The 23,520-nt window shown below is 72.0% G+C and carries 11 protein-coding genes; 8 read left to right on the forward strand and 3 right to left on the reverse strand.

Annotation, left to right across the window (positions count from 1 at the left end):
- Positions 1–9: 9 nt before the first annotated feature.
- From ACFOY2_RS51015 to ACFOY2_RS51025, 3 genes are all read right to left on the reverse strand, one after another.
- Positions 10–948, reverse strand: coding sequence for an aldo/keto reductase (locus ACFOY2_RS51015; protein ID WP_379535433.1), 939 nt, complete (start codon positions 946–948; stop codon positions 10–12).
- Positions 945–1,670: a thioesterase II family protein gene (locus ACFOY2_RS51020; RefSeq protein WP_379535434.1), complete on the reverse strand. Its 726-nt coding sequence runs from the start codon at positions 1,668–1,670 to the stop codon at positions 945–947. Before ACFOY2_RS51020 ends, ACFOY2_RS51015 begins: the two co-directional genes overlap by 4 nt.
- 123 nt (positions 1,671–1,793) lie before the next feature.
- The gene (locus tag ACFOY2_RS51025) at positions 1,794–2,804 is read right to left on the reverse strand and encodes a peptidogalycan biosysnthesis protein (RefSeq protein ID WP_379535435.1); all 1,011 of its coding nucleotides are present in this window, start codon (positions 2,802–2,804) and stop codon (positions 1,794–1,796) included.
- Between the two features lie 124 nt (positions 2,805–2,928).
- Here ACFOY2_RS51025 and ACFOY2_RS51030 point away from each other — a divergent pair, with 124 nt between their 5' ends.
- Genes ACFOY2_RS51030 through ACFOY2_RS51065 form a run of 8 tightly spaced genes read left to right on the forward strand, consistent with a single transcriptional unit; the run spans position 2,929 to position 23,514 of the window.
- The gene (locus tag ACFOY2_RS51030; RefSeq protein WP_379535436.1) at positions 2,929–5,169 is read left to right on the forward strand and encodes a lantibiotic dehydratase; all 2,241 of its coding nucleotides are present in this window, start codon (positions 2,929–2,931) and stop codon (positions 5,167–5,169) included.
- The gene (locus tag ACFOY2_RS51035) at positions 5,166–6,215 is read left to right on the forward strand and encodes a GNAT family N-acetyltransferase (protein ID WP_379535437.1); all 1,050 of its coding nucleotides are present in this window, start codon (positions 5,166–5,168) and stop codon (positions 6,213–6,215) included. Before ACFOY2_RS51030 ends, ACFOY2_RS51035 begins: the two co-directional genes overlap by 4 nt.
- Positions 6,202–11,232, forward strand: coding sequence for an amino acid adenylation domain-containing protein (locus tag ACFOY2_RS51040; RefSeq protein WP_379535438.1), 5,031 nt, complete (start codon positions 6,202–6,204; stop codon positions 11,230–11,232). The genes ACFOY2_RS51035 and ACFOY2_RS51040 overlap by 14 nt, the downstream gene beginning before the upstream one ends.
- Entirely contained in the window at positions 11,229–16,322 is a 5,094-nt protein-coding gene (locus tag ACFOY2_RS51045; protein WP_379535439.1) for a type I polyketide synthase, read from the forward strand. The genes ACFOY2_RS51040 and ACFOY2_RS51045 overlap by 4 nt, the downstream gene beginning before the upstream one ends.
- A 1-nt stretch (position 16,323) precedes the next feature.
- Positions 16,324–19,407: a non-ribosomal peptide synthetase gene (locus ACFOY2_RS51050; RefSeq protein WP_379535440.1), complete on the forward strand. Its 3,084-nt coding sequence runs from the start codon at positions 16,324–16,326 to the stop codon at positions 19,405–19,407.
- Positions 19,404–20,150 (forward strand): thioesterase II family protein, encoded by a 747-nt coding sequence (locus ACFOY2_RS51055; RefSeq protein ID WP_379535441.1) that lies wholly within the window; start codon positions 19,404–19,406, stop codon positions 20,148–20,150. Before ACFOY2_RS51050 ends, ACFOY2_RS51055 begins: the two co-directional genes overlap by 4 nt.
- Complete coding sequence (locus tag ACFOY2_RS51060; protein ID WP_379535442.1) at positions 20,147–23,209, forward strand: non-ribosomal peptide synthetase; 3,063 nt, start codon at positions 20,147–20,149, stop codon at positions 23,207–23,209. The genes ACFOY2_RS51055 and ACFOY2_RS51060 overlap by 4 nt, the downstream gene beginning before the upstream one ends.
- On the forward strand, positions 23,206–23,514 hold the full coding sequence (locus ACFOY2_RS51065) for an acyl carrier protein (protein WP_379535443.1): 309 nt from the start codon (positions 23,206–23,208) through the stop codon (positions 23,512–23,514). The genes ACFOY2_RS51060 and ACFOY2_RS51065 overlap by 4 nt, the downstream gene beginning before the upstream one ends.
- Positions 23,515–23,520: the final 6 nt, after the last annotated feature.

The raw sequence follows: 23,520 nt of genomic DNA on the forward strand, positions 1-23,520 counted from the left end.
CCTCCGCTGTCAGTCGTTGATGAGATGGTCGATCTGCGCGAGCTCGGTGGCGCCGAGCCGCAGGTCCGCCGCGCGGACCGCCTGCTCGATGTGTCCGGCCTGCCGGGTGCCGACGATCGCGCAGTCCACCGCGCCGTTCGCCAGCGTCCATGCCACGGCCAGCTGCGGCAGGGTCACGTTCAGCTCGCCGGCTGCGAACGTCGCCAGCCTGCTCGCCGTCTTGAGGGTCTTCTCGTATCGTTCGCCCCGGAAATTGCCGGAGAAGGCCCGCCAGTCGCCCGCGAACGTCTCTTCCCCGGTCAAGGCACCCGACAGCAGGCCGTTGGCGAGTGGGGCGTAGGTCAGCACACCGATGCCCTTCTCGCGGGCGAAGGGCAGGACCGTGTCCTGGGATTCTCGCCACAGCAGGTTGTAAGGGGCTTGTAGCACCTCGACCGGTCGTCCTGCCGCGAAGGCGGTCATCTGCTCGGTGTCGTAATTGGAGACGCCGACGTGGCGGATGACCCCGGCCTCGACGAACTCCTGGAGGAATCCGGCGACCTCGTCGTACGGGAAGTCGGGATCGGGCACATGCACCAGGTAGACGTCGATGTGGTCCACGCCGAGCGAGGTCAGGCTGTTCTCGATGCCGGCACGGAGCATGGCCCGGCCGGAGTCGGGGAAGGGACGGCCGTCGTCGTCGATTCCCATGCCGCCCTTCGTCACGATCACGACCTCGTCCCTACGGCGCTTCAGGTCGTCGCGCAGGGCGCGGCCGAGCACCCGCTCGGCCGCGCCCCAGCCGTAGGCGTGAGCGGTGTCGAAGACGTTCACGCCCAGGTTCCTGGAGTGCCGGATGGCGTTGATCGCCTCGTCCTCGTCGAATGTTCCCCAATGACCGCTCAGCTCCCAGGTGCCGTAGGCGATTCTCGACACCTCGAGACCGGTCTTGCCCAGGGTCGTGTTCATGCCGCCCTCCCGATGGTGTGGGCCAGAGTCGTCAGGTCGCCGTTGAGCAGCCAGTGATCACCCGGCACCCGGACGGACGCGAACTCTTTCGCGGTGTGCCCGCCCCAGCCGTCGATGTCTTCCGCGTGCAGAACCGGGTCGGACAGGCCGGAGATCATCGTGATGGGCACGTCGAGCGGCTCCTCTTCCGTGTGCTGGTAGGCGGACAGCAGGGCATAGTCGGCGCGCAGCGCCGGCTCGAAGAGTTCGCGGAAGTCGGGCTCCGCGGCGACCCGCGCCGGCACGCCGCCGTGCGAGAGGATTTCCTGCCAGAACGCCTCGCTGTCCAGGGCGTGCAGGTCGGTGGGCGGCCGTGCCCGATCCGGCGCCGGATATGAGGCGGCGATGAGCGCCGGGGGCGAGAGCGACCAGTCCTTGCGCAGCCGCCGGGCCACGAGAAAGGCGAGGCAGGCGCCTGAGCAGTAGCCGAACAGCACTGGCCGGTCGCGCCCCGCCAGATCGGAGGCGAGCGCGCCGACCAGCGCGTCCAGGTCCGTGCACGGCGGCTCCAGAAATCGGGCCTGCCTGCCGGGCAGGTTCAGTCCCCAGAGCGCGATGTCGCGAGGCAGCCGGTCCGCCAGCTCGGCGAAGGTGGAGCAACCACCTCCGGCCTGCGGGAAGGCGTAAACGTGGCGGGTCGCTCCCGTGGCCGAGCGGGACAGGGGGACGAACCAGTCGGTCACCGGGCGACACCGCCCCCTTGCGCCCGCCGCACGCGGGCGGTGGTTCGGCGCGGTCTCTTTGATGGACGCATGGGGAAATCCTTGGTGAGGATGTGGTGCGGCGGCACGTCCCCTAATCCGGGCTCACCGGTGCTCCCAAGCCAGGCTGCGCAGGCGGCGGAGCGAGGCACCGCGCCTGAGCTTCGACTCCAGAGTGCCCGTGCCGACTATCAGCCGCCGCCCGCCTGCCTGGCCGGCCCGGATGATCGGCTCGTAGAACATCAGGTTGGCGTACAACGCCGCGTCCCTGACCGCCGGATGCGCGTAGTCACACCCCCAGCAGCGGACCCGCCACACGGATCCAACCTGCCAGAGCAGGGTGAAGGCGACCGGACGGCCGCAGTCGTGGACGACCAGGGCCGTGCCGCATTCGGCCATCGCCAGGGCCGTGGAGGACAGGAACAGCGCCTCCCATTCGGCGCTGGCGTTCGCGTCGTACTTGCGCTCCACCTGCGTGAGCAGCGGCTCCAGCTCGACCGCGTCCATGGCGGGCACGGCGCTGAGCTCGAGTCCGCTGTCCAGGAACCGCCTGCGTTCGCGGCGGGCCTGGCTCCTGCCGTTCCGGGACAGCGTGGCGACATATGCCTCGAATGAGGCGAACGGCAGCTCGAAATAGGCTTCCTGGCGCTCTCCCAGGTAGGCGGCCTCGGGCAGGAACGGGCGTACCAGCTCGAACTGCGCGTCGTCGGCGTGCATCAGGCAGGCGATGCCTGGCCCCTGCCCGCTGTCCAGCGTGAGGGCCCTGGCGATCAGCTCGCCCGCCGTCTCTGGCCGCGCCGTCAGGAGAGAGGGGATCGAGCCGTCGCTCCCGAGCAAGAGCGCGCTGGACCAGTGCGGCAGGTCCGCGAAGAGGCCCGTGACCATGCGAGGTGGCGCGAACGCCCGGGAGACCGGGTAGACGGGCAGGAACCCAATGATGTCGTCGGCCTCTCGCGCGATCACGTAGAAGGTCCGCAGGCCGTGGTGCCGGCGGAAGAGCTCGATGCGATGCAGCTCGCGAGCCTCCTGCGAGGAGATCGGGCCAGGCCGGTCCCCCGTGATCGCACCGTCGCCGAAGATCGCGGTCACTACCTCGACCTCTGTGCCCTTCCTCATAAGGGTCTCATGGTGCCCGCCCGCGGACGGGTGGACAGGTCCCGCAAAGGTGCGACAGGTGCGGGCCCGGTGTCGGGAGTTACGGTGCGGCGGTGAGCCCAGGGGTCCGAGCAGAAGGGGCGCGATGGCGTCTGACATCCAGGAGCGGCGTGCCGATCTCGTGGCGATCGCCGGAGGGTGGGGGCTGTGGCGACTGGCCGCGCTCCGCTCCGCCGGACTGCCGTTCGGGCTGCTGGATCCGCTCGCTCCCGCGCAAGTGAGCCTGCCGCCCGGGGCGGCTCGCGACGAGGCCGTCAACAGCGCCACCGCTGCGGCGATCGACTCACTCCTGGCCGACCCCGTCGTACGCACCGCCATGACGTGGCAGAACCCCCGCGCGGTGGACAACTGGATCGGCCGGCACGTCGCGTCGCCGGGCCGGACCGGGCCCGTTCGCCACAGGAAGAGGGAGGCACTGGTCGCCCGCTATATACAGCGGTACTGCGCCAAGAACGACACCATCGGCTTCTTCGGCCCCGTGGCGTGGGCGAGGCTGGGGGAGTCCGAGACGCGGACCAGCGGGGACGCGGCCATCCGGTCCTCGCGTGTGTGTTTCGAGGTGTGGGCGGTCGAGGCCGTCGTGCGGTCGTGGAACCGGGATTCGGCGCTGCGTGCGTACCTGCCCGTGCGGCTCGATCCCGCGTGCACGCTCAGTGACGGGGCGATCCTGCGCCCACGCCGGCCGCCGCTGGCGTGCGTGGAGCCGATGGGCCGCATCATTCGGGCGCTGACTCCGGAGGTCTCCCTCGGGGATCTGGTACGGCGTTGCGGTCCGGAATCCGAACAGGCGGTGGCGGAACTGGAGCGGCAGGGAGTCCTGAAGGTCGGCTTTCGCGTGCCCCTGGACAGTGCCCCGGAGCAGCACGTGAGAGGCCAGGTGGCGATCGTCGCGGATCCTGACGTGCGGCGTCGGCTCGACGAGGTGCTCGACGGGCTGGAGCGGGCCCGGGATGAGGTGGCCGCGGCCGGGCACGATCCCGAGCGCCTGCGTGCCGCGCTGGCCGAGGTGGACCACCGCCTCGCGGAAGCCGCGGACGGGCCACTCGGGCAGGAACGCGTGGCGGGGCGGCGTACCCCCTTGTACCTGGACTGCCGCCGGAATCTGGACGCGACGATCGCCTCCTCCTCGCTCGACACGTTGAGCGGGCCGCTCTCGGTGTTGCTGGACAGCGCCCGCTGGCTGGCCGGTCAGGTGGGCGAGGTCGTCGAGCAGGAGCTGCGGCGCTGCTATCGGGAGTTGAGGACACGGCGGGCGGATGTCACGATCGCCGACCTCCAGTTCGCCGCCGGTGAGCTCCTCAGCACAGGGGCGAAGGAGATCCCGGACGTGCTGGCCGATTTCCAGCTCAGATGGGCGGAGATCCTCCCGTCCGGTGACACGGACCTGATCGTGTCGGAAGATCACGCGCGTGAGCTCGCCGACCGGCTCTTTCCCGCTCCCGGCCAGTTGTGGGCGGCGGCGAGGGTGCACAGCCCCGATCTGCTGCTCTGGCGGACGGCCGAACGAGACCGCTGGGTGCTCGGCGAGCTCCATGTCGCGCTGAACACCTTGGAGAGCCGCGTCTTCCGCACCCAGGCCGACGACCCTGGCGAGCTCCTGCGCTCGGTGGCCGCCGACCATCCGGGAGGCAGGGTCGTGCCTGTCTACCCGAACGATTCCCCCGCTGTCAGCTCACGCACCTATCCGCCGCTCGCCCTCGACCCGCCCGGCCACTACCGCTACTGGTCGTACGGGTCGGACGACGGGCATCCGTCCGGCGCACCCAGCACCCCGGCCACAGGCCTGCTCGTCATGGAGCGGGACGGCGAGCTGGTGGCTGTGGCCGAGGCAGACCGTTGGGCGGCGCCCGTCCTGGAGGTGTTCGGAGAATTTCTCAGCGCCCTGGTGGTCAACCTGTTCAAGATCAGGGCGCCCGGACTCCACTCCTTCCGGGCGGCCATCGGTGACCTGACCGTCTGCCGCCGGTCGTGGCGCGTCCAGGCGGCGCAGGCCCCGCTGCGGACGAGGACCGCGGACCCCGGCCACGACCGGATGCGCGCCTACCTTTCAGGGCTCGGAGTGCCCAGGCACGTGTTCGCCCGCACGCCCGATCAGGCCAAACCTTTCTACGCGGACCTCCGCTCGCCGGTGCTGATGGACAACCTCGTACGCGCGCTCAGGAACGCCGACCACATGGACCTCGTCGAAATGCTCCCAGGGCCGGGCGAACTGTGGCTCACCGATCCCGCGGGCCGGGCCTACACCTCCGAGCTGCGCGTCGTGGCCGTCGATCCCACGCCGGCGCCGGTCGTCTCCTGGCCCGCTCCGCGGACGGGTTCGGCATGACGCGCGAAAGCATGTTGCCGCACGGCTGCGCGATCGAAGTGCTCGACACCATCGAGCAGGTCGACCTGCTCAATGACGGGACACGGCTCGTGCCCGAGCAGGTGCTTCGAGAGCTGGACCGCAGGCAGCTCATCCGTGAGTTGAACGGCCTGCTGACCCTTTACGTGGTGGCCGTCGACGGAGCCGGGCTGGCGGGTCTGGTTCCGATCTATCCGACACCTGGCGGGTTCTTCGAGAGCGAGCAGGCGGCCATCCTGTTCGGCGAGACGGACCGGTTCACCTGGAGCTCCGTATCCTTGATCGGGTCGGACGGCGTGACGCCGAACGTGATGACGGCCCGCATCCCCCTGCCGGCCCTGCTCCGCGCCGCCTGGGCGGTGGCGGGCCGGTATCGTCCCGAGCTCATCTGCGCACCTCTCCTCGACGAGGAGCAGCACGCGGCGGTCCGGTCGGCGATGCCCCCGGGCCCGGCCAGGCTCGCCTGCCGCGACGAGGCGTATTTCGACCTCCCGTACACCTCGTTCGCCGAGTACGTGGCGGCGCTGCCGAAGCAGCGCCGCCGTAAGGTGCGGTCGCAACGCCGTGCGTTGCTGGAATCCGGCCTGACCGTGCGCCCGGTCCCGCCGCTGGAGGCCGTGGAGGCGGTGCTGCCCCTCCTGGCTCAGGTGGAGCGAAAGTACGGCACCACCGCGACGGAGGAGGAGATGCGCCAGTACCTCACCTCGACCTCGACCGCGATGGGAGCGCACTGCTCCATGCTCGTGGCGTTCGACGGAGCGGTCCCCGTGGCGTTCGTGACCCTGTGGGATGTGGGTCCGCACTGGCGGACCCGGGCATGGGGGTGCGACTACTGCCATCCGGCGGTGCGGGAACGGGCACTGTACTTCAACCTCACCTTCTTCGAGCCGATCGAGCGGGCCATCGCCGCCGGAGTGCGCCGGGTCTATGTCGGGACCGAGGCGATGGAGGCCAAGCGCCGACGCGGCGCTCTGGTGCGGCGGCTGCGCAGCCTCGGCTGGGAGGGGGACGTCGTTGCGCAACGATGACCGGCTTGAGCTGGTACATCACCTGTTCGCCAAGGTAGCGGCGGTGCGGGCCGATCAGACGGCGCTCGTCGCGGGCTCTGTCACATTGACGTACGGGGAACTGTCGGCGAGGGCCTTCCGGCTGGCCCATCGGTTGCGCGCAGCCGGAGCGGGCCCGGACGCCCCTGTCGCGGTGGTGGCGGACAAGGGCGGGGCAGACTGGATCGTCGCGGTTCTGGGCGTGTGGGCGTCCGGCGCGGCGTACCTGCCCATCGATCCGGACACGCCGGCGGCGCGGATGGAGCGCATGATCCGAGGTGCGGCGCCGGTCGCCGTCGTCGGTCCGCCCGGGCCGTGGGACGGCCTGGCACCGCATCGGCTCCCGGCTTCGACGGGTGACGAACGTGCCCTCCCGGGCTCGCCGAACGCCCTGGCGTCATCGATGCCCGCTGTCGAGATGGGCGCCGATCGGCTCGCCTACATCATCCACACCTCGGGGTCGACGGGCGAGCCCAAGCCGGTGTCCGTGCCGCACAGGGCACTCGCCTGCGTTTACCGGGCCTGGGAGGAATGCTACGAACTCACGCCGGAGCCGCGTACCCTGCTGCAGGGGGCCGGCGCGGCGTTCGATGTGCACGTCGGCGACATCGCCAGGGCCCTGCTGTCCGGCGGCCGGCTGGTGCTGTGCCCCACGCATGTGCTCCTCGACCCGCCCGCCCTGCACGCGCTGATCGAACGTGAGTCGATCGACCTGATGGAGCTGACGCCGTCAGTGTGGCGGCTGCTCGTGTCCTGGCTGGAGAAGACCGGGCAGAGCCTGCCATCCGTGCGCCTGGCCGTCTCCGGCGGCGAGCAGTGGACGGCAGCGGAATACCGCCGCCTGCGAAGCGTGATCGGTCCGCTCGCCCGTATCGTCAATTCGTACGGGGTGGCCGAGGCCGCCGTCGACAGCACCTGGCACGAGGTCAGCGACGACACGCTCGACGGCGACCTCGTCCCCATCGGCAAGCCCTTTCCCGACACCACGGCACTCGTGCTCGGCGAGGACCTGGCACCGGTGCCCCCCGGGGTTCCCGGCGAGCTGTTCCTGGCGGGAGACGGGCTCGCGCGCGGCTACCTCGGCCGCCCCGCGGCCACCGCCGAACGCTTCGTCCCGCTGACCGGAGGAGCGGCTGGGCAGCGCATGTACCGCACCGGCGACCTGGTGCGCCTGCGGCCCGATGGCGTCCTGGTCCATCTGGGCCGCCTCGACGACGAGGTCAAGGTCCGCGGCGTCCGATTCCAGCTCGGGTCGGTGGAGGCGGTGCTGGCTCGCCACCCCCAGGTGCGAGCCGTCGCCGTCGCCCGAGCCTCACGCAGCGACCGCCACATGCTCATCGCCCATGTGGTTCCGACATCACCGGCCGCCGGACTGGCCGAACGGCTCCGGCGGTTCGCGGCCCGGGAACTGCCCGGCGCCATGGTCCCGGCCGAGGTCGTGATCACCTCGTCGTTGTGGCTGACCCCGGCGGGCAAGCTGGACCGCCGCGCCCTGCTGCCGACGCCGGCCCAGGAGGCGCCGGACGGGGGCCACGGGGCCGACGCGCGGCCCGGCACGGCCCCGGCCGGGCGGACGGCCACCGAGGAGGCGGTGATCAGGGCCTGGACGGAGGTGCTGGGCAGCCCGCCGACCGGCCTTGAGGAGGACTTCTTCCAGGCGGGCGGCGACTCCCTGGCCGCCGCCTGGCTGGCGCTGGCCCTGCGGAACGCATGCGGGGCCGACGCCTCCGCCGCCGCCGTGTACGGCGCTCCCACCGTCGTCGAGCTGGCGCGCCACCTCGACGGCCTGCCCCCGGCGGACCCCGTCACGCCGGCGAGCGGTCATCGGCTGTCACCTCATCAGCGGCGGCTGTGGACGGTGCACCGGCTGAACCCGGGCGACCCGTCCTACAACCTGCCCACCCTCCTGCGCCTGCGTGGCCGCCTGCGCGAAGATGTGCTCCGCCAGGCCCTGGACCTGCTCGTGGCCCGGCACGACGCGCTGCGCACCAGATTCGCCGACGGCGCGGAGGAGCTTGAAACCCACCTCGAAACCGAGGTGACGGTACCGCTGCACGTCATCGAGGCGCCCGAAGGCGGGCCCGATCCGGTGGAAGCCGCCGTTCTGCGCCCGTTCGACCTGAGTGCGGCCCCGCTGTGCCGTGCGACTCTGGTACGCCGCGCCCCCGACGAGCACGATCTTGTGTTCGTGGCGCACCACGTGGCCTTCGACGGCTGGTCGGAACGGATTCTCGTGCGCGAGCTGGGCGAGATCTACTCGGCGCTGGCCACTGGCGCGCGTACGGTACCCGAGCCCGTTCGCAGGAGCTACGCCGACTTCGCGGCCTGGCAGAACAGGCGCCTGCACGACGGCCACGGCCAGGCCGCACGCGACTACTGGCGCTCCACGCTCGCCTCACCCCCCGCGCTCCTCGACCTGCCCGCGCCACCTCAGCAGTCGCGAGCCGGGCTCGCCGGAAGGACGACACGCGACCTTGGGGCGGACCTGTCCGACCAGGTGCGCGCCGTCGCCCGGGCGCATGGCGCCACCCCGTACGCCGCACTGCTGGCCGCACTGGCCACCCTCTTGAGCCGCTGGTCGGGACAGGACGACCTGGTGATCGGCGGCCCGTTCGGCGACCGCGACCGCCCGGAGAACGCCGACCTGGTGGGCTTCTGCGTCAGCACGCTGCCCCTTCGCCTGGCCGTACCCGGCGAGGCCGCCTTCAGCGAAGTGCTGCGCGCGGCCCGGCGTACGGTGGCGGAGGCCATCGCCCATGCCGATGCGCCGTTCGACCAGATCGTCGCCGATCTCGGGCTGGCGGGAGGCGGCGGGCGCAACCCGCTGTTCAGGGTCTGGCTCAACCTGCTGGGCCGGCCTGTCGAGCCCCCCTCCATGGCGGGGCTGGAAGTGGAGGTCGCCGCGCCGCCGCTGCCCGGAGCGCTGTTCGACCTGGGGATCTACGTCACCGACCGGGCCGAGGGCTATCGACTGGAGGCGGTGTACGACCGGGGGAGGCTGGACTCCGCGCACGTGGCGGAGTTGCTGGAGCAACTCTCGCTCCTGTTGGCCGCGGCCTGCGCGAGCCCCGAGGCGCCCTTGGCCGCGCACGACCTGCGTACCGGACCGGCCGCCGAGATCCTGCCCAAGGGTGTGGCGGACCTGCGGGACGACGTGCCGGAGCTCCTCCCGGCATTGTGGCGGCGCGGCGGGGAACAGCCGTCCGCACCTGCCGTACGGGATCGCGACGGTGTGCTGACCTTCGCCGATCTGTACGCCGCCGCGGCGGCGTGGACACGGACGCTCACGGCGGCCGGTACGGGACAGGACCAGGTCGTCGCCGTCCACGGCGCCCGCGTTTCCGGCCTGGTGCCCGCCCTGCTCGGGACCCTGGCCACCGGGGCACGCTTCACCGTGCTGGACTCGGACCACCCGCGATCCCGCCTGACCGAGCAACTGGCCGCGGCGGGCGTCCGTCTCGGGGCCGAGCTGACCGGCACCCCCGCGACCGCACTGCCCGGCCCGGACGTGCGGTGGATCGCCGCCCCCGACTCGGCCGCGCGGAAGATCACGGATCCTGGGCCGGACGGACCGGGAACCCCGCTGCCGGACACCGCATCCTACGTGGCCTTCACATCGGGCACGACAGGCGTGCCCCGGGGAATCAGCGCCGGCACGCGACCGCTGGCGCACTTCCTCGATTGGTACGTTCGGCGATACCGTCTCGGCCGTCACGACCGCTTCGCGCTCGTGTCGGGGATCGCTCACGACCCGCTGCTGCGCGACATCCTCGCACCCCTCTGGGCGGGAGCCACGCTTTGCGTGCCGCCCGCCGAGCTGATGCGGGATCCGGCCGCGCTCAGAGGATGGTTGCGCGACGAGGGCGTGACGGTGCTCCACGTCACCCCGGCGCTGTGCCGGATGCTGGCGCTGCCTGAGAGGGCGCCGGTTCCGGAACGGATCCGGCTGGTCTGCTGCGCGGGCGACTCGCTGAGCGGGCGTGACCTGCTCGACATCGCCTCGTGGGCTCCGTCGGCGCAGATCGTCAACGGCTACGGCGCCACCGAGACGCCGCAACTCGCCGGCGCGTACGACGTGCGCCCGGGAGACGCTGCCCTGGAGCGCGTGCCCGTGGGCTCGGGCATCCCCGGCTTCGAACTGCTCGTGCTCCGGCCCGGCGGCCGGCCCGCGGGAATAGGCGAGCGCGGCGAGATCGTCGTGCGCAGTCCGTACCTCGCCCTGGGCTACCTGCGGGACGAGGGCGGCTTCCACGCGGACCCCATACCCGGGCACCGGCGCTTCGCCACGGGCGATCTGGGCCGCTACGGTCCCGACGGCTTGGTCACGGTCCTGGGGCGGTCCGACGATCAGGTCAAGGTCCGCGGCCACCGCGTCGAGCTCGGCGAGGTGGACGCCCGGCTGCGGGAGTGCCCAGGAGTGAAGGACGCGGCCGGCGCCGTGCGCGTGGGCGCCGACGGCGAAACCCGGATCGTCGCCTACGTGGTCCCCGCCGCCGCCTCCCAGCCGGTGTCCGACGTGCGGGAGCGGCTGCGCCGCACGCTGCCCGATCACATGCTGCCCTCGTCCGTGGTGGCCGTGGAGCGGATCCCGCTCACCCTCAACGGCAAGGTCGACCGGGCCGCGCTGGCGGTCATGGCCCCTCTCCCGCAGCCGGCCCGCCCTCGGGAGGCCACCACGGGGCTGGAGCGGCTGGTCGTGTCGATCTGGCAGGACGTCCTGGGCGCGGAGCACGTACCCCTGCGTCAGAACTTCTTCGACCTGGGAGCCGACTCGATGTCGATGATCCGCGTCCACGTGGCACTGGAGCGAGAGCTGGATCGCCGGATTCCCCCGACTGCGCTGTTCGCCCACCCGACCGTCCACGACCTCGCGGCCTTCCTGGCGTCCGGCGAGGTCACCCCCGATGACGTCACCCCGTCTCGCGCGGAGCTGGGCGAGCTGCGTGCCAGGCGCCTCGCGGCCCGCGACGCCGTGGTGCCCAAGAAAGGACGAGCATGAGATCGAACCCGGACGACTGCGTCGCCGTCATCGGACTCGCGGGCCGCTTCCCGGGGGCGCTCGACGTGGAGCAGTTCTGGCAGAACCTCGATGAGGGGCGCGAGGCGCTCACCTTTCCCTCCGATGAGGAACTGCTGGCCGCGGGCGTGTCCCCGCGCCTGCTGGCGGATCCGCGCTATGTCAGAGCCGCAGCGCAGGCGCCCGGCCTCGACATGTTCGACGCCGGCTTCTTCGGGTTCACGCCGCGGGACGCGACCGTGCTCGATCCACAGATCCGCCTCTTCCTCGAGGTCGCGCACTCGGCCATCGAGCACGCCGGGTACGACCCGTACCGGATCGGCGGCGAAGTCGGCGTCTTCGGCACGGCGGGCGACAGCCGTTACCGCGAAGCCCTCCCACGCCAGGAACTGGACGCCGTTGCGGGAGGGATGGCGGCCAGCGCGCTGACACAGGGTGACTACCTCTCGACCCACCTGTCGTACCGTTTCGGCTTCCGCGGGCCCTCGCTGACCGTGAGTACCGCCTGCTCCAGCTCGGCCGTCGCCGTCCACCTGGCCTGCCAGGCGCTGCGCACGGGCGAATGCGACGTGGCCGTGGCCGGCGGCGCGGCGGTCGAGGCGCCACTCCACCACGGCTACCGCTGGGATACCGATGGACCGCTGTCCAGGGACGGGCACGTCCGCCCGTTCGACGCGCGGGCCAACGGCACCGTGTTCGGCATGGGCGGCGGCGCCGTGGTGCTCAAGCGGCTGAGCGACGCGCTCGCGGACCGCGATCACATCTGGGCTGTCGTCCGCGCCTCCGCCATGAACAACGACGGTGCGGCGAAGGCCGGTTTCTCGGCTCCCAGCGTCGCAGGCCAGGTCGCGGTCATCCGCGAGGCCATGACACTCGCCGAGGTCACTTCGTCCGACGTGTCCTACGTCGAGGCCCACGCCACGGGCACGCTGCTCGGCGATCCGATCGAAGTGGCCGCCCTGAGCCGGGCCTACCGGTCGATGAACGGGCGGGGCCATGCGGGCGGCGTGGTCCTGTCATCCGTCAAGGGCAACGTGGGCCACCTCGGGCATGCGGCGGGCGTGACGTCGCTGATCAAGCTGGCGCTCTGCCTGGAGCACGGCCGCCGGGCCGCGACCGTGAACTTCGCGGACGCGAATCCCCGGCTGGAGCTGGACGAGACGCCGTTCACGGTCAGCGGGACGACGCTGCCATGGGACAGGCGGGCCGAGCGTCCCCGCGTAGCGGCCATGAGCTCACTCGGCATCGGCGGCACCAACGTGCACCTGATCGTCCAGGAAGGCCCGGACACGGTGCGCACGGCGGCGCCGGAGCGGCCGCGCGTGGTGATCTGGTCGGCGCGTGACGACGCGGCCCTGCACGCCTACGAGCAGCGGCTGGCGGCGCGCCTGCGCCGGCACGGTGAGCGGGACTTCGCCGACATGGCCGGAACCCTGCAGGACGGCCGGACGCCGCACTCGGTCCGCGCCGCCCTGGTGGCGCGCAGCGCGCAGGAGAGCGCCGAGGCCCTGCACGCGGGCAGGGTCGTGCGCGGCCGTGCCGGCGCTTCGCCGCGGCCTGTGGCATTCCTGTTTCCCGGGCAAGGGACTCGGCACACGCGCATCGCGGCGGGGCTGTACGGCGTGGACGAAACCTTCAGCGCCACCATGGACACCTGCCTCGACCTGTTCGCCGGGCACGGCCTGCATCTGCGTGACGCCTGGCTCTCCGACGACGAGCCGGCGCAGCCGCTGTTGCTGGCGGTGGAGTATGCGCTGGCCGCCATGTGGGCGGCATGGGGGATCGAGCCCGCCGTGGTGGTCGGGCACAGCCTGGGCGAGCTCACCGCGGCGACCGTGGCCGGCGTCTTCGACCTGCCCTCCGCGGTACGGCTCGTCGCGGCCAGAGCCGAGGCGATGGCCGCGATGCCGCGAGGACGGATGCTGGCCGTGGCCGCTCCCGTCGAACGGATCGAGGGCGGACTCCCGGACGGCGTGAGCGTGGCGGTCGTGAACGGCCTGCGGCAGACAGTGCTCGCCGGTGCCGCCGACCGGATAGAGGACGCGCGCCGGAAGCTGCGCTCGGAGGGGATCGCCTGTACACCGCTGGCCACTGCGTACGCCTTTCACAGCCCCCTCATGACGCCTGCCGTGCAACGCTTCGCCGCGGCCTTCGACGGAGTGACCCTCCGAGAGCCGATCGTGCCCTTGATCTCGGCCACCACCGGCGAGCGGGTGACATCGCAGGCCCGCGACCCCATGTTCTGGGCCGAGCAGATCGTGCGACCCGTCCGGTTCGACCTGGCGATGACGCGACTGCTGGCCGACGAGGACCGGGTGCTGCTGGAGGTCGGGCCCGGCAGGACGCTCACCTCTCTGGTACGGGCGCACCCGTCCGCGCCCCTCGCCGTGCCGACGCTCGCACAGGGGCCCGATCACGAGTCCGCGCTGGCAGCCGCGGCGACGCTCTGGGCGGAAGGGCACGAGCTGGACTGGCCGGTGGTACGGCAGCGGGAGCCGGTCCATCGCACAGCGGTACCCGGCTACCCCTACCGGCGCGCCCGCCACTGGCCGGAGGCCCGCTCCGAACCGCCCGCGCATGAGCCCTCGGCCCTGACCGTTCCCACCTGGGTCGAGCGGCCTTGCCCGCCCGCGCCCGCGGGGGACGGCACCGCCCTGGTGCTCCTGCCCCACGACACGGACATCTCCCTCCTCAGCGTGGCGGCCCTGCGACGAGCCGGCCATCAGGTTGCGATCGTACGCCCGGGCCCGGGATTCGCCGAGGCCGGCGAGGAGTTCAGGATGCGTCCGGGCCATGACGGGGACCTGGACAGGGTGCTCTCCGCCCTGGCCGCCCGGGGGGCCGAGCCGGGGCTGCTGGTGCACGCACTGGCGCTGGCCCCTTGGGAGCCGCCCTCGACCGCCACCGTGGACGACCAGCTCGTCGAGACGTACCACAGCCTGACCTCCATGGCACAACGCGCAGTCAGGCGGCCGGTGCCGCCGCGCCTGCTGGTGCTGGCGGGGCGATCGGCTGATGTGACGGGAGGCGAACCGCTCGACCCGGCCAAGGCCACCCTGCACGGTGCCGTGCGCACGCTGTCGCTGGAGGCTCCCGAGCTCGGCCCCCGGCTCATCGACGTGGCCCATCCGGCTTCCGCGGACGAGCTGGCCGACGCGATCACCGGGTCCCCCGAACCCGTGATCGCCGTACGGGGCAGCAGGACCTGGGTGCGCACCGAACGCGCGTACCGGCCACGACCCGGCGGATGGGCCGTCCGCCGCGATGGAGTGTATGTGCTCACCGGCGGGCTCGGTGGCCTCGGCCTGGTCGTCGCCCGCGGGCTGGCCCGCACCGGAGCGCGGCCGACGCTCGTCCTCGCAGGCCGGAGCGAGCCGGCCGGCGAGCGGCAGCGGCGGGAGATCGCCGCGCTGGAGAGCATGGGCGCCAGGGTCAGCGTCGAGAAGTGCGACGTGACCGACCGGCGTGCGGTCCGCCGCCTGTTCGATCTGGTTCGCGCCCGGCACGGCGAGGTGAACGGCGTCGTGCACCTGGCCGGCGTGCCAGGTGACGGCATGCTCTTGGTACGCCCGCAGGGTGCGGCGGAGGCCGTGCTGCGTCCCAAGGTGCACGGCACCCTGGCCCTGGTGGAGGCGCTCGACGGCCGGCCGATGCCGGACTTCGTGGTGTTCTTCTCCAGCCGGGCCGCGCTGGGCGGACTCGTGGGCGGCGCCGACTACGCCGCGGCCAACGCCTTCATGGACGCACAGGCCGCCGAGCTGACCAGGAGGGGAATACCGGCGCTGAGCCTGAACTGGCCGTCCTGGCACACGGTCGGGATGGCCGCGGGAGGCCAGGTCTGGAAGACCGTGCTCGACCCGGCCACCTGCCCGATCCTGGCCGAGCACCGCATCGGGGGCGTGCCCACCCTGCCGGGGACCGGTCACCTCGACCTCGCCATCCGCGCCTTCAGGGAGACCGTCGGCCCGCCCGGCACACCCGTGCGCCTGGACGAGGTGGTGTTCCGGCAGATGTTGAGCACTGAGGGGGCTCGCGAGCTGGAGGTGTCCTTCCGGCCGCAGACCGAGGCGTGGGCGTTCGAGATCCGGTCGAGACCGCCCGGCGACGGCGGGCCCACTCTGCACGTGACCGGCTCCATCCGGCCCTGCGACACCTTGCCGTCCCGCCTCGACCCCGCCGAATGGGCCGCGCTGCTGAAGCCGCTGAAAAGTTCGGGCGAGGGGATCGCGGACGTCGGACCACGCTGGGACAACCAGACGGCCTCAGGCCGCGGGGCGTCCGGTGAGCTCTTCGTCGAGCTGGACTTGCCACCCGCGTTCCACGAGGAGCTGACGCGCCACGCCGCCCATCCGGCGCTGTTGGACAACGCGCTCTCCGCTGCCCGCGTGCCCGGTGTGGACGAGCCGCACCTGCCGTTCCGGTGCGGGTCCCTGGAGCTGTACGGGGATCTGCCCGCTCGCGTGATCAGCCGCATCCGGCGCAGGCGGGCGGGCGGCGGTCTGATCGTGGCCGACGTGGACGTGTATGGCGGGGACGGCCGGCCGGTGGCCGGCGTCACCGGCTACACCATGCGCGAGGTGGATCTCTCGCGCCTGCCGCGGACTCCGGACCCGGCCGGCTTCACGGGGCTGGACCCGGACAAGGGCGAACGGCTGTTCATGGCGCTGCTGGAGGGGCGGCACCCGTACCAGGTGGCCATCGCGCCGCACCAGGACGGCCGGCCGGTGCGGCCGGCCGATGCCCGGCCCGCCCCGCTGGACCTGCCCACCGGGCCCGTACCCCGCCGGCCGGCCGACGGCGTGCCTGAGGTCCCCCCGAACGGCTCTGCCCCGCGGGACGAAGCCGCGTCCGTACGGGAGCGGCTGGCGGCGCTGTGGACCGAGGTGCTCGGCCACCAGGGAATCGATGCCGACAGCGACTTCTTCGAGCTCGGCGGCAACTCGTTGACCGCGGTCGAGCTCATGTCCCGCATACGCGACGAGTTCGGTGTGCAGATGAGCATCGTGGCGATGTTCGACCATCCCACGGTCGGCGCGCTGGCCGAGTCCCTCACGGAGAAAGAAGAGGTGTGAGATGGGCGTGCCGGAGATCGCCACCGAGTTCCCCGTCAACCGCAAAGAGCAGGCGATGTGGACGCTGCACCAGCTCGTGCGCGGGCGGGGCATCTGCAACATCGGCTTCGCCCTGCGGGTGGACGAGCGGCTGCGCTGGTGGCCGTTGCAGGAGGCGCTCGACCACCTGGTACGGCGGCACGCCGCGCTGCGGACCGTCGTGCGGGCAGAGGGCACCCGGCTGCGCAAGCGGATCCTGCCGGCCGACGAAGTGAGCGTGCCCCTGGAGACGCTGGCGGCCACGGAGGAGGACTGCGAGGAGCAGGTCGCCACGGTGAAGGCGGCTCCCTTCGAGGACACCGGCGAGCTGATGATACGGGCCCACCTGCTCCTGCTCCCCGAGCGCAGCGTCATCTGCGTCGTGCTGCACCACCTGGTGAGCGACGCGACGTCGATCATGGTGCTCATGCGCGAGCTGGCCGAGCTCTATGACGCGTACGCGGCCGGCGACGACCCGGCGGCGGAACTGGCGGGCCAGGGAGCCCTGCGGATCGAGCGCGATCCCGAGCCGGAAGAGACCGCCTACTGGGTGGAGCACCTGGAGAGCATCGACGCGGGCCGGCTCGCGATGGCCGCGGCGCGCCCGATGCCCGCCCGGCCCACCTTCGCGGGGGACCGGCTGGACCGGCCGCTGTCGGAGCAGGCGGTCGCCGCCGTCGCGCGCCTGCGCCAGGTGACGCGGACCACGGACAACATCGTCCTCCTCGCGGCCTACCTGCTGCTGCTCGCCAAGCATGGCGCCGGCCCAGACCTGGTCGTGGGCGTCCCGGTCAGCGGACGCGGCAGCGAGGAGCGTGACCTGGTCGGATTCCACGCCAAGACACTCCCGATCCGCGTGGTGGTCGACATGGAGCGCGACTTCGCGGCCCTCGCGCGGGCCACCCGCGACGCGTTCCTCCACGGCATGGAGCACCGAGGCGCCTCGTTCGAGTCGATCCAGCACGACCTGGATCTCCGCTCGGCCGACTGGCGCGTCCCCCTGTTCAGGCACATGTTCAACTTCCGGCCGATGAGTGACAGCGCCACCGTGACGATCGGCGGCCGGCCGGCTGAAGTGATCTCGAACCATGACGGCACGAGCCAGCTGGACCTGGAGATCATCGCTTGGCACCGGCCGACGGCGTTGAGTCTCACCGCCATCTACAGCATGGAGGTGCACACCCGTGAGGAGATCGCGGACTTCCTGGCCCGGTTCGACGCGTTGCTGGTCGAGCTGGACGCGGGGCTCGACCGGCCGGTCGGCGACGCGCCCGCGTTGACCGCGGACGAACGCCGGCAGGCGGAGGCGGTGAACGCGACCGCCCGGGTGTGGCCTGGTGGGGTCCTCCAGGCGATCGCGAAGCGTGCACGCGAGTCTCCGGACGCGATGGCGATCGGCGACTGGACCTACCGCGACCTGCTCGCCGCCGCCGCGTCGGTCAGGGACGAACTGCTCAGCAGGGGGATCGGCGCCGGCGACACGGTCGCGCTCCACGCCGGCCGAGGGCGCCGGCTTGCGGCGGCGGTCCTGGGCGTCTGGGGGGCGGGCGCAGCCTACCTGCCGCTCGATCCGGCCCATCCCCCGGAGCGGACGGCGTTCGAGCTGGCGGACGCGGGCGTCAGAGTGGTGCTGGCCGGACGCGACCTCCCGCAGCCCCTGGCTGCGGGCATAGAGGTTCTGGCGCTGGACAGCCTGACCGACAAGGGCGGCGACGCCGGCGGGGGATGGCGGGACGGAGACGTCGCCTACCTCATCTACACCTCCGGATCCACGGGCCGTCCGAAGGGAGTCCGCGTGTCCCACGCCGGGCTCGCCAACGTCGTGCACCACTTCGCCGAGGCGGCCGAGGTCACCCGCGGCGACAGGATGCTCTGGTCGACGACGTTCTCCTTCGACGTCTCGGCGCTGGAACTGCTGGTCCCGCTGGTCGCGGGCGGCGGCGTGGCGGTCGCCTCCGACGAGTCCAGGCTCGCCCCCGACGCCTTCCTCGACCTGGTCCGGCGAGAGGATGTCACCGTCGTCCAGGGAACCCCCACCTTGTGGCGGCATCTCGCCCCCCACCTCGGCGACCGGCTGCGGGGGGTGCGGGTCCTGTGCGGAGGCGAGGCCCTGACCGTCGCGCTCGCGGAGCAGCTGCTCGGCGCCGGCTGCCGGCTCTTCAACGTGTACGGCCCGACCGAGACGACGATCTGGTCCACCGCGGTGGAACTGCGCCTGCCGTTGACCGATCGCATGCCGATCGGTTCACCGATCTCCAACACCACGGTCCATGTGCTGGACACCGGTGGATTCCCGGTCCCGCCGGGAGTCCCGGGCGAGTTGTGCATCGGTGGCACCGGGGTCGCACTGGGATACCACGACGACCCCGGCAAGACGGCCGACCGCTTCCGCACCCACCCCGAACGGGGGCGTTACTACCGCACGGGCGACCAGGTCCGGCAGCGCGGTGACGGTCTGCTGGAGTTCATCGGCCGCAGCGACCGGCAGGTGAAAGTGCGCGGCCACCGGGTCGAACCGGCCGAGGTCGAAGCCGTCATCGAGGAACACGACGCGGTCGTGGACGTCGCCGTGATACCGGAAACGGACCCGGCGGGCCATGTCCGGCTGGTGGCGGCGGTGCGCCTGGCTCAGAACGGACCCGGTGCGGCGGCGCGGGACACGGCAGTGGACTCGGTGCGTGCGTACGCCGAGCGGAAACTCCCCGCCGCCACCCTGCCCGCCCGGTTCGTGGTCATCGACGACCTGCCCCTGACGGGCAACGGCAAGATCGATTACACCGCCGTCGCGACCGCCGTCGCCGGCCCGGACCGGTCCGCCGCTCCGCGGCTGCCCGACGACGCGGACCTGCGGACACTGGTCCTGGCCTGGCGCGGCGTGCTCGGTGACGAGCGCCTGACGGCCGATTCCAACTTCTTCGTCGCCGGCGGTCACTCGCTCCTGGCGGGCAAGCTGGCCGTGGAGATCGGCGCGGTCCTGGGCAGGGACGTGGACTTCACGGCGGTCTTCGAGGCTCCGACCCCCGCCGCGATGCTGGCCAGGCTCTCCGCCGGAGAGGCGGCCGTATGAGCGCCGACTGGTTCGTGCCGCTCGGTGCCGCCGGGCGGACCCGCCTGTTCTCCATTCCGCACGCGGGAGCGGGATGTGCCCAGCTCGCCGGTCTGGCCAAGGCGATGGAGCCACATCGTGTCCAGGTGCTGTCGGCCAACCTGCCGGGCCGGCAGGCCAGGCTGGCCGAGCCGCCGGTGACCGATTACGCGACGCTGGTGGAGGAGCTGGCTGACGGCATGGTCGCGCATGCGGACGGCCCGCCGTACGCGCTGTTCGGCTACTGCGGCGGCGCGTTGCTCGCCTACGGGGTGGCCCGGGCGCTGATGTCGCGCTCCACGCAGCCGCCCACGCGCCTCATCGTGGCCTCTTACGAGGCGCCCGACATCGCCCTTCTGCCACGCCGAGTCGCGGACCTGCCTGCCGACCGGCTATGGACCTACCTCCTCGACAGCGGGGGAGTGCCGGACAGCCTGGGGGCGGATCCGCAACTCCGCAAGCTGGTCGAACCCGCGATCCGGGCTGACTTCACGGCCCTGGCCGGCTACCGCCATCGGCCGGGGCCGCCAATGCCGCTGCCCATCACCGTGTTCTTCGGCGAACGAGATCCCGGCACCCCTCGTGGCGCGCTCCTGGGATGGCGCAGGCAGAGCGAGCGGCCCGTCGAACTGCGTCCGCTGCGCTGCGGTCACTGGCTGATGGACGAGGCGGTCTCCGACCTGGCCGCCGGCATCGCATCTGTGCTCGAAGGGACGGGGACGTGAGGCTCGACGCTGCGACCGAGGCGTTGTGGGCGCTGCAGAGTCTGATGCCCGGCTCCAGTATCTCCAACGTTGCCATCGCCTTCGACCTGGACCGGCAGGCGCGATGGTGGCCGTTGCAGCAGGCGGTGAACGCATTAATCCGCCGCCACGCCGCCCTGCGCGCGTCGTTTCCCTCCGCCGAGGGCCTGCCGGTCCGCCACGAGCACGCGGAGCACGAGCTGGAGCTGGACATCGACGTGCACTCGACGGGGCCCGAGACGGTCGAGGCCGACCTGCGGGAGTACGCGGCCCGCCCGTTCGATCTGGACACCGCCCCGCTGATCCGGGTGGGGATGTTCACTGTCTCGCCGGGCCACAGCGTGATCTGCGTGGTCGCCCATCACATCGTGATGGATGCCGCGAGCCTGCGCGTGCTGGTGCGGGAAATCGTGCAGGCGTACCAGAGCGTGGAGGAGGGACGAGAGCTGCTCGCCGGACAGCCGGCTTCTCCTGCTGCTCTTCCTGCTCCATCGCAGGCCGCCATGGACTTCTGGCGGGGACACGTCGCTGGTTTCGACCCGTCAGGGATGCGGCTGGACGCCGCCGCCCCCGAGGACTCCGGGCCCGACTTCACCGGCGAAGTCGTGGAACGGGTGGTTCCCGACGACGTAATGGAGGTGCTGGCGGAATTGCGCCGGGCCTGCCGTTCCACCGACGCGATGGTGTTGCTCGCCGCGTACTACCTGGCCGTCCGCCGGCACGGCGCCGCCCGGGACGCGCTGGTGGGCGTCATGGCGGACACGAGAGGAGGCACCGCCGCGGACGCCGTGGGCTACCACATCGCCACCGTGCCGCTGCGCGTCGCGGTTGACGACGAGATGAGCTTTCCCGAGCTGGTCCAGCGCGTCACCCGAACCATGGCGGACGCCTTTGAGCACGGGCTGATGACATACGAGCTGGTGGGCCGATACGTCCCGGAGTCGACGGCCGCTCCGGACTGGTGGCGCTCCGGGCTCGTCCACCACGTGTTCAACTTCCGCGGTGACCAGCAGGCCGAGGCCAGGATGGGCGAGAGCTCGATCGGCTACCGCGACGTGTTCATCGGCCTGAGCCGGTTCGACCTCGACCTGGCGGTGGAGCGGCTCGGTCCGCGGATCATCGTCAAGCTGCATTACCGGACCCGAGTCTTCGACCGGGCGTTCGCGGAATCGTTCCTGGACCGGCTGCTGGGCGTTCTCCGGCAGGCGGCCAGGCGGCGGTCCCTGCCGGTGGCCGGGTTCGACCTGCGCACCGAACGTGACCGCCGGCTGATCGAAGAGGTCAACGAAACCGGCAGGCAGTGGCAGGGACCGCGGACGGTGCTCGGCATGGTGATCGAGGCGGCCGGCCGCACGCCGGATGCTGTCGCGCTCTCCTCTCCGGAGGGATCGGTCACCTACGCCGAGCTCGTTCGGATGGCGGCGGCCGTGCGGGACCAGGTCAGAGCGCACGACGGCGGACCGGGCTCCGTCGTCGCGCTGGCGGGGCCGCGCGGGCCCGGCCTGGCGGCGGCCGTGCTGGGCGTGTGGGCGGCGGGGGCCGCGTACCTGCCGCTGGACGCGGCACATCCGGCCAGGCGGTTGTCCTTCCAGCTGGACGACGCGGCCTGTCAGCTGATCATCGGTGATCACCGGCTTCCCGACGAGTGCACGCGCGGTCGTACAGTCCTGACCTTGCCGTCGGCGGAGCGGGTGACCGGTCCGCTCACGGAGCCGGAGGCGGACGCGGAGGCGTACCTGATCTACACCTCGGGATCGACCGGCACCCCCAAGGGAGTGTGGCTTTCGCACGGCAACCTGGCCAACGTGGTGCGGCATTTCGCGGACCTGTGCGACTTGGGCGCAGGAGACGGGGTGCTCTGGCTGACGACGTTCGCCTTCGACATCTCGGCCCTGGAGCTGTGCCTGCCACTCAGCCGGGGCGGGCGCGTCGTGGCCGCCCCGGACAGCGCGCTTCACTCCCCTGACGTTCTGCTGGAGACGGTCGCCCGGGAGGACGTGGCGATCGTCCAGGCCACGCCCACCACCTGGCGGCAGGTCGCGCCGCACGCGGCAGGCCTCCTGGTCGGGCGCACGCTGCTGTGCGGAGGCGAACCTCTCACCTCGGCCCTCGCCGGGCAACTGCTCGCCACCGGTGCCACGGTCTACAACGTGTACGGCCCGACGGAGACGACCATCTGGTCCACGGCTGCTCAGGTCGTGGACCCGGCATCCACGGCGATCGGACGCCCGGTGGCCAACACGAGGGTCCACGTGGTGGACGGGCGCCTGAGCCCGCTCCCTCCGGGCATCGTGGGCGAGCTGTGCGTGTCGGGTGACGGCGTGGCCAAGGGCTATCACCGCCTGCCTGATCTGACCGCCGACCGCTTCCGCCACGACGAGGAGTTGGGCCGCCTCTACCGGACGGGCGACCGGGCCCTGCTACGCCACGACGGCACGTTGATCCTCCTGGGCCGCGCCGACAGGCAGGTCAAGCTGCGCGGGCATCGCGTCGAACTCGGCGAGGTCGAGGCGGTGCTGGAAGGGCATCCCGAGGTCCGGGCGGCCTCGGTCGTCCTGCGTGGCGACCCCTCCGCCGACGGGGTGCTGGCCGCGTTCGTCGCCGCTCGGGACAGACGTGGGCTGCGGGCCGACCTGTGGGCGTACGCGGCAGACCGGCTGCCCTCCTACTGCGTCCCGGCGCGGCTGGCCGTGCTGCCCGCGCTGCCCACCACGGCCAACGGCAAGATCGACACCAAGGCCCTCGCCGGCTGGCCGCTCGAACCCGCGGAGGCCGGCGAACGGGAGCCGAGCACCCACCGCACAGCGGGTGACGAGATCGAGCGCGGCCTGGTGAGGCTGTGGCGTGAGGTGCTCGGCCGTCACGACATGGACGTGGACGCGAACTTCTTCCTCAGCGGCGGACACTCTCTCGCCGCGGCACGCCTGGCGGAGCTCGCGACCCGGCGCCTCGGCACACCCGTGACCATGGGGATGGTCTTCCGCGCTCCCACTCCCGCCAGGTTGGCTCACCTGATCGAAGTCCCGGAGGGTGCCCGATGACGGAGCTGGAAGAGCTGATCGCCGATGTGATCTCGGCGGTCGGCGGGCTGCGTCTGCCGGTCGACGCGGTCTTCTTCGAGTCGGGGGTGACCTCGGTGATGCTGCCGGCCGTCCACGAGGAGATCCGGCGCAGGACGGGCCGCGACTTCCCCATCACCGCCTTCTTCGGCCACCCGACCATCCGATCCCTGGCCGCGTACCTGGATCGGCCGCTCGCGGCGCCCGAGCCCCTGAACGACCGCCCCCAGGGACTCGCCGCCGCCAGGCGGAACCTTCGAGCCCAACTCATGCAACGGAAGGGATGACCGCCG

The sequence above is a fragment of the Nonomuraea purpurea genome, assembly GCF_042650645.1.
Taxonomy (GTDB): Bacteria; Actinomycetota; Actinomycetes; order Streptosporangiales; family Streptosporangiaceae; genus Nonomuraea; species Nonomuraea purpurea.

Coding starts and splice junctions, on each gene's coding strand:
- ACFOY2_RS51015 (WP_379535433.1), bottom strand. CDS start 948: ATGAACACGACCCTGGGCAAGACCGGTCTCGAGGTGTCGAGAATCGCC.
- ACFOY2_RS51030 (WP_379535436.1), top strand. CDS start 2,929: ATGGCGTCTGACATCCAGGAGCGGCGTGCCGATCTCGTGGCGATCGCC.
- ACFOY2_RS51045 (WP_379535439.1), top strand. CDS start 11,229: ATGAGATCGAACCCGGACGACTGCGTCGCCGTCATCGGACTCGCGGGC.
- ACFOY2_RS51065 (WP_379535443.1), top strand. CDS start 23,206: ATGACGGAGCTGGAAGAGCTGATCGCCGATGTGATCTCGGCGGTCGGC.
- ACFOY2_RS51025 (WP_379535435.1), bottom strand. CDS start 2,804: ATGAGGAAGGGCACAGAGGTCGAGGTAGTGACCGCGATCTTCGGCGAC.
- ACFOY2_RS51035 (WP_379535437.1), top strand. CDS start 5,166: ATGACGCGCGAAAGCATGTTGCCGCACGGCTGCGCGATCGAAGTGCTC.
- ACFOY2_RS51055 (WP_379535441.1), top strand. CDS start 19,404: ATGAGCGCCGACTGGTTCGTGCCGCTCGGTGCCGCCGGGCGGACCCGC.
- ACFOY2_RS51050 (WP_379535440.1), top strand. CDS start 16,324: ATGGGCGTGCCGGAGATCGCCACCGAGTTCCCCGTCAACCGCAAAGAG.